Origin of the sequence: Aurantimicrobium sp. (genome assembly GCF_036667855.1) — a bacterium.
Taxonomy (GTDB): domain Bacteria; phylum Actinomycetota; class Actinomycetes; order Actinomycetales; family Microbacteriaceae; genus Aurantimicrobium.
This window is the reverse complement of record NZ_JAVWTF010000067.1, coordinates 1-6258: the sequence shown is the minus strand read 5'-3', so window position 1 is coordinate 6258 and position 6258 is coordinate 1. Positions and strand designations below refer to the sequence as shown.

The window sequence follows — 6258 nt, the reverse complement described above, 5'->3', positions numbered from 1 at the left end:
CTTCTGCGAAGGCTACGGCCTGCGGATACTCTACGATGTAACTATCACTTGGCTGCTTTAGCATTCTTCTCCTCGTTCTCAATCAGTAGTTCGATGTAGTGCTTGGCCTTGTTCAGATCCTGCACACCGCCCTTGTCCTTCCAACGCGTGATGTATTTGATGACGTTACCTTCCATGTATGGAATCTTATTCGCCATGATGTATTCAACAGGCTGGATGGCAAGCTTCTTGTAGTGGCTACCACCATGTTGTACGTCCAGCGCAGCGGCAGGAAGTACAGCGGTTCGCTCACTTGGTTTGAAATAGCTAGACTGCCACCAGCCCTTAGCTCCATCCACTTGGATCAAACCACGCTGAGCGCCTGTAACTACATAGTGCCGCCCTATATCCATGCCATCTAAAGAGAGATGGGGATGTACCTTGGCAACTCTATGTACTAAGTCGCCTACCTTAAAGTCCTTATTCATTACGATAGTCCCCTTCTTCAAATTCAAACTTCGCACCATTGTTACAACGGACAACGATACTCTTGTCCCCGAAGGATGCAACATCCTTGATACCATGGTTGGAGTAACAGGTCTTCTCAGCCCTCACCATCATGGGATATGTCACCTTATGGTTCCAGTCAGGAACAGAAATGAATACGACAGTAGCGAGGAAGATGCCGATCACGAACGGCAGAAATTCATCCATATCAATTCTCCTTTAACGTTAAACGAAGAAGGGGCTCCGAAGAGCCCCTAAGTTTTAGGTATCAGCCTTCGCCGAAACCATTCGTTACCACGACTCACCGCCATTGTCAATGTCACTCACCTCTTCGGAGAAGTCATCCTCCGGCTTCTCGGTGGCCTTGGCAATGTCCCAGTCCTTACCAGTGGACAGCTTGAAACACTTGGCTGCCTCACTATGGAACGCTGCCATGTAGAAGTCATACAGACCATTCTTCTTGACAGCTGCGGGCGGAACGATGGCACCCAGATCAACCAGCTTCGAGAACAGATTGAAGCCAGTGTTCAGCGCTGCCTGCTTACTGATGATTTCCTGACGGTCGTCATTACCAGTGGAGGTGTAGCCACTACCACGAGCCGGGCGAGCCTGCTGTTCCGGCACCGGCTCCGGACTCGGGTTGCCACGAGCAGACGGATCAGCCTTACGCAGCGACTTGTAGTCAGCGGCCCAGTTGGTGTACTGACCGTTCACTCGGGAGGTAGCATCAAACTCCACCCAATCACCCGCAGCGAAACCACGCGGAGCAAACTTACCGAACTTGTACTCCGTGTTATTCACCTTGATGTAGACAGCCTCACCACCATTACCAAACGACTTAGTGAAAATATCTTGCAGCTGACCAGTAACCTTTGCCATTGTTTCTTTACTCCTTCAATTCGTACGTCTCTTTACCATCCGGCCATACGGACCAGACGTGTTCTTCCTTCGAGGCACCCCAGTTCTTAGCCACCTTGACACCAACGCCAAGCGGAACTCTGAAGTGGTAATTATACACGTCTCGTAGGAAGTTGTAAACATCTGTCGTCAGACATTGCTTACTCAACTCCTTGTATTGATCGACACAATCCTTGTGCACGCGTGACACCAACGAGTCATGGATGGTGTTCCATACAGTAATGTCTAGGTGCCGGGCTCTATGCCAGAAAGCAACCAGAGCAATCGGGATAATCTCTCCCGTTGCAAATCCCTGAATCGGGTAGTTGGAGATTGCAGTGGTGTTCTCAATGTAACCACTCCTGCTCATCTTCGTACCCGGCCAGTAGAACCTCATACCATACGGAGTTGTGAACCACCCTCTCGTTACCACTTGTTCACACCAGCTTCGCTGCGTACCTGAAATGCCGTGGTACTTCTTCTTGAAGAACTCGGCGTACGCCTGCTCAGCGGGCAGCTTTCCATTGCCACCGTACATAGGTGCGAACGTATGGGCCTTGGCTCCCTGTCGTCCTTCCTTCACACTCTTACCAATGAAGTCAGGATGACCAGCCTCAATCATAACCGATGATGTAACCGAGTGAATGTCAGCACCCGCTACAATCTCTGCCTCGGCAACCTTGTCGCCACCAAGCTCCGCTGCTACACGGAACTCAAGCTGTGCACCGTCAGCCTCACCAATGAGATAGTCATCATCGTGAGCGGTGAACATGCCCTTGTATTGACGCGGCAGATTCTGTAGCTGTGCACCAGACTCTTTCTTCTTGCCAGCAAACTTAAGCTTGCGGCCAGAGGAAGACAGACGATGTGTACCTGTCTGAGCCTGATTGAATACACCGTAGAACACACCATCATACTCACTGACCACACCCTTAAAGAAGTCAAGGTTCTTTGTGACCAGCGCATCCAGTTGGTTGAACCGGATGTAAGCAGCAAGGAATTCCTCCTGCTCTTTGTTCGTACTCTTGAGCTTACTGATGGTGAGCTTGTCAGTTTTGTATGCCCCCTTCGCAGTGAGCATTGGCTTCTTCTTGTGATCGAGTGGGATCTTAAACCCCAGCTTCTCAAACAAGAACTCACCCAGCTGCTTACTACTACCTAGGTTGATCGAGCCACACATAACGATGAGCTTCTGTTCAAGCTCTGCCATTTCTGTGACAGCTTCTTGGTGGGCGTTAATCACCTTCTCTCGATCAAGCTGACAGCCCTGCAATTCGATGTATGCCAGAGCGACACACGTCAGGTTGCGCACCAACATCAGGTGCATCAACTTCTTCTCTTGGCAACGATCCAGCTGGTCGTAAAAGATGTTCGTCGCCAGATCCACGTCCTGATAACAGTACGGCTGGAGCCAGCTAACTGGAATGTCCTGTGTGGCCATCCCCATCTTAATACACATCGCACCCAGCGGAGTCTTACCTCCGAGGTTGTAACGCTGAGACGTAGCCTCAAGGTTGAATGGCACCTTCTGATTACCATGCAGTACCCATTCGCCGAGCATCGTGTCCCACACCTGTACATCGTACAAGTCTAAGCCACACCGCTCCAGCCATTGCAATTCAAACTTCGCGTTGTGTGCGACAACAAAGTCTGTACTAGCAATGTCGTCCAACAATGGTTGCATTGTCAACTCGTCGCCCCAGATGTGACGGCGCTTTACTTCCTGTCCATTCCGGTTGACGGTCCAACATGCAAGCACAATGTCATTGTCTTTGTTCAGTGCACTACCCTTCTCCAAGTTTGTCGTCTCGAAGTCGAGACTCACGAAGGAAAGGTTGAGGTAGTTTTCAATACCCTGTGGACCTACAAAGGATGGCAGGTTTGTATCCATCTACCTCCTAGAACTTATTGTTTTCTCTGCGTTCCTGTCTTCGAGCTTTGACTTTCATCTCAGCAAGCACACGACGTTTGTTACCATGATGCTTCTCCTTACATGCAGCAGGAGACTTGCTGTTCATGCTATCGAACATAGCGCGAGCACTCATACATCACTCCTATTCTTTGATCTTAGTTAGATGTCCACTCCAGTAAGGGCTAGGATCTTCCCCTGCAAGTTGCTTGCAGTGGGCGCATCTGTAGTATCGGACTAACATATTCCTGTTAGGTTGATGTGAGCGAATCCATTTATGAAATCCAAACCAGCAGAGCAGATTCATGTGTCACTCCTTATTTTTAACCTGCTCCAACAACGTAAGAAACTTACGCTTAGCTACCTCTCTACTAGCGATTGCTCTCTTTCTAATAGGCCACCCTGAGTATTTCTTTGCTGTGGCTAGAGAGGACAGTGCTGCCCATTGACCTGCGGCGTGCTTAAGCTCTGATGCCTGCGCCTTAGTTAAACCGATCATTCCTGCTCCTTGTTATCAATGCGGGTGAGTTCTCCTGCCCCTCTACCTTGCATGCACAGCAGAGTGAGAGCCCTGCCGTTCCCCATACCAGTATCAAGGTAGGTGACATTGTGTACCTGAGTTACTTCCTTCACCGGACTGTGACCAACTACTACCCTGTCGATGTTAGCTACACCAGAGAACTTGGATCGTCCTCTGATAATGTCTCGCCTCCACAGTAGGAAGTCTTCCATGTGCTCACGCCTATCAGCGGTAACAGTGGACAGTTCTTCAAGAGACTTCCAGTCATCGTTAGGAACCTCGGCGTGGACAATACCCACAGTTCCATCATCAGTCTCCACCTGAATACCGAAGGGCAGACTACCGAAAGCATCACGGTACATGTGCTGCTCCGCAGTATACAGCGTGAGGAACCAAGCACCTCCATTCATGATGTGGGTGTAGGGATCACCTTCAATTACGAACTGCTCATGGTTGCCGCGAACAGCATGGAACCACTTTCGTTCAATCCAGTGAATAGACTCCTCACTCTCCGGTCCCCTATCGACAAGATCACCCGTACTGAACAGGCGGTCAATCTCTGAGTCGAACTCCACCATCTTCAGCAGGGATCGAAGCAGAGAGAAGTGACCATGAACGTCACCGACAATAAAGTCTCTACCCTGTTCGTTCTTATCGAAACACTGCAACATACCTACTCCTGTTTAACGTTAACTGCTGTCAAGAAGTCAGGGCTAACACTATAGAACCGTCCCACTTCTACCTGTCCGACGACTTCATCGTACACGATCAGGGTGGGGACAGAACGTACAGCCGCTACCTGCGCTGCTTGTGGGTTGACAGAAATATCTACTGTGTTGAGAGTGATGACCCCATCCTCCACCAACTTATCCAGTAGCGGTTTCATTTGCTTACAACTCCCACACCATGGAGCTTCATACTTAGTGACGTACATCATATCTCACTCCGCTGTTGTCGGTGATGCTAATCAGTTCACCGTCTCTGTATGAGAGCCCCGTGATGGGACCAGTAGAGACGGTCATACTATCAACACGGAGGGCTGCTCTGACCAGCCTACCTTCAGTTATCCATCCAATCCAAATGTAACCGTCAGTCACTTACTTGGATGTGAGGTGGATAGTTCTTGTCATGCTTAGAGCAAGAGTTGATACCACCACCGATGCCAATCATCAGCACCATACCAGCTGCCCAGACGACATACTTGGTGAGTAGTTCCTTGTCATGGACTTCGATTCCTTCCCAGTCCCCTGCAAGAATACTCTTGAATACCTTCTTGTAGTTCAACCTTAGTCTCCTTAAATATCTAAGCTTTAGTGTTATAGATTAGAAGAGCATACCCTTAAGTACCTTAGTGCTCTTAGGTATTATACACCACAATCTCACTTTGTCAACACCCCACTCCGTTAGAATGTGAAGCGCGGTACAGGATCAGGTGCAGTCGTCGGAGAAACATCCCACTGGAACATCTGCCTCTGCTGCGGTACGGTAAGAGACCTGACTGGAGGATTCAAATCCCACCAATCAGTAGACTTCACCCCGTTGATGAATGTGCGCAGCTGCCTGTTGAGCGGGAGCTTAAACTCCAACTCCTTATCAAGATGGACAAAGGAATGTGCATCCACCCTGTCCTGCTTATTCATCAGGTTCAGTGCCTTGCACATCTCAGTTGCAGCAACACAGCGAGCGAAGTGCCGTGTGTTGTACACAATCATCAGGTTGTAGTTGTCCTTGCGATAGGCCATCCAATCCTTACCGAAGCCAGGTGTGTTGGCGTATGCCTGAGATTGAATCTCATCGACACAGCTCACCCATCCATCATCCAGAATGTGCTGGTTCATCACATCTCTGCCAACATTGGTGAAGGCGTAGAAGTCAATGTCTGTGTTGGTGACAGGAGGATTGCAGGTGTAGTTACTTCCGGTCGGGTGCGTGTAAGTAATCAGGGGCCGGAGCGTAGCCCCAACCCCTGCACGCAACAGAAGACCTTCGTCTCTGTTAAACATTTAGCCTCCTTCCCACGTGCGCTTCATGCTCGTGGCGTTCTCACGATCAGCCAGACGATCAGCTCGCAGTTCCAGCTCACCAATCTCATTCACATCACCATCAGTCAGGTGGGCGCTGTCAATCTTCAACAGCTTGTAGTAGCGACCACGCTCACGAGCCGACAGATACTTGATGTTCTTATTGTTCTTGTGCATGTGGTTCTCCTTGCTGGATTTCATTACGAGTTGGTATCAGGATAGATGGTGGAGTGCGCCGTGCGCGCAATCAGCGAGTCGAGGTTAGACCCAGTGGTGGGCGTGGTAGGGACTCGGCGGGCCTGCGATGCTGTCTGAACGTAAGCTGCATTGTTCAGCTGCTGGCGGTAGCGTTCAACCTCAGCCGAATAGTCCACGCGCATCTGCGCCGGAGTGGGGATCTCGCCCGGATCAGTGACAGAGAGGGT

12 protein-coding genes are annotated in these 6258 nt (G+C 50.1%); all 12 read right to left on the bottom strand.

Annotation, left to right across the window (positions count from 1 at the left end; all coding sequences use genetic code 11):
- Window positions 1–44: 44 nt before the first annotated feature.
- Entirely contained in the window at window positions 45–467 is a 423-nt protein-coding gene (locus RR877_RS09555; protein WP_332628056.1) for a DUF3310 domain-containing protein, read from the bottom strand.
- Complete coding sequence (locus RR877_RS09550; RefSeq protein WP_332628054.1) at window positions 460–693, bottom strand: hypothetical protein; 234 nt, start codon at window positions 691–693, stop codon at window positions 460–462. The genes RR877_RS09555 and RR877_RS09550 overlap by 8 nt, the downstream gene beginning before the upstream one ends.
- Before the next feature lie 84 nt (window positions 694–777).
- The gene (locus RR877_RS09545) at window positions 778–1365 is read right to left on the bottom strand and encodes a hypothetical protein (protein ID WP_332628052.1); all 588 of its coding nucleotides are present in this window, start codon (window positions 1363–1365) and stop codon (window positions 778–780) included.
- A gap of 7 nt (window positions 1366–1372) precedes the next feature.
- Complete coding sequence (locus RR877_RS09540; protein ID WP_332628050.1) at window positions 1373–3274, bottom strand: DNA polymerase; 1902 nt, start codon at window positions 3272–3274, stop codon at window positions 1373–1375.
- Window positions 3275–3281: 7 nt separating this feature from the next.
- Window positions 3282–3428, bottom strand: a complete 147-nt coding sequence (locus RR877_RS09535; protein ID WP_332628048.1) for a hypothetical protein — start codon at window positions 3426–3428, stop codon at window positions 3282–3284.
- 174 nt (window positions 3429–3602) lie between these two features.
- Window positions 3603–3791, bottom strand: a complete 189-nt coding sequence (locus RR877_RS09530; protein WP_332628046.1) for a hypothetical protein — start codon at window positions 3789–3791, stop codon at window positions 3603–3605.
- Entirely contained in the window at window positions 3788–4483 is a 696-nt protein-coding gene (locus tag RR877_RS09525; protein ID WP_332628045.1) for a metallophosphoesterase, read from the bottom strand. The genes RR877_RS09530 and RR877_RS09525 overlap by 4 nt, the downstream gene beginning before the upstream one ends.
- Window positions 4484–4485: 2 nt before the next feature.
- The gene (locus RR877_RS09520) at window positions 4486–4746 is read right to left on the bottom strand and encodes a thioredoxin family protein (RefSeq protein ID WP_332628057.1); all 261 of its coding nucleotides are present in this window, start codon (window positions 4744–4746) and stop codon (window positions 4486–4488) included.
- Window positions 4747–4901: 155 nt separating this feature from the next.
- Window positions 4902–5096, bottom strand: a complete 195-nt coding sequence (locus tag RR877_RS09515) for a hypothetical protein (RefSeq protein ID WP_332628043.1) — start codon at window positions 5094–5096, stop codon at window positions 4902–4904.
- Between the two features lie 119 nt (window positions 5097–5215).
- On the bottom strand, window positions 5216–5815 hold the full coding sequence (locus tag RR877_RS09510) for a hypothetical protein (protein WP_332619269.1): 600 nt from the start codon (window positions 5813–5815) through the stop codon (window positions 5216–5218).
- Window positions 5816–6010, bottom strand: a complete 195-nt coding sequence (locus RR877_RS09505) for a hypothetical protein (protein WP_332619270.1) — start codon at window positions 6008–6010, stop codon at window positions 5816–5818.
- 23 nt (window positions 6011–6033) lie between these two features.
- Window positions 6034–6258: hypothetical protein (locus RR877_RS09500; RefSeq protein WP_332628041.1), on the bottom strand; the 225-nt coding region annotated here is incomplete at its 5' end.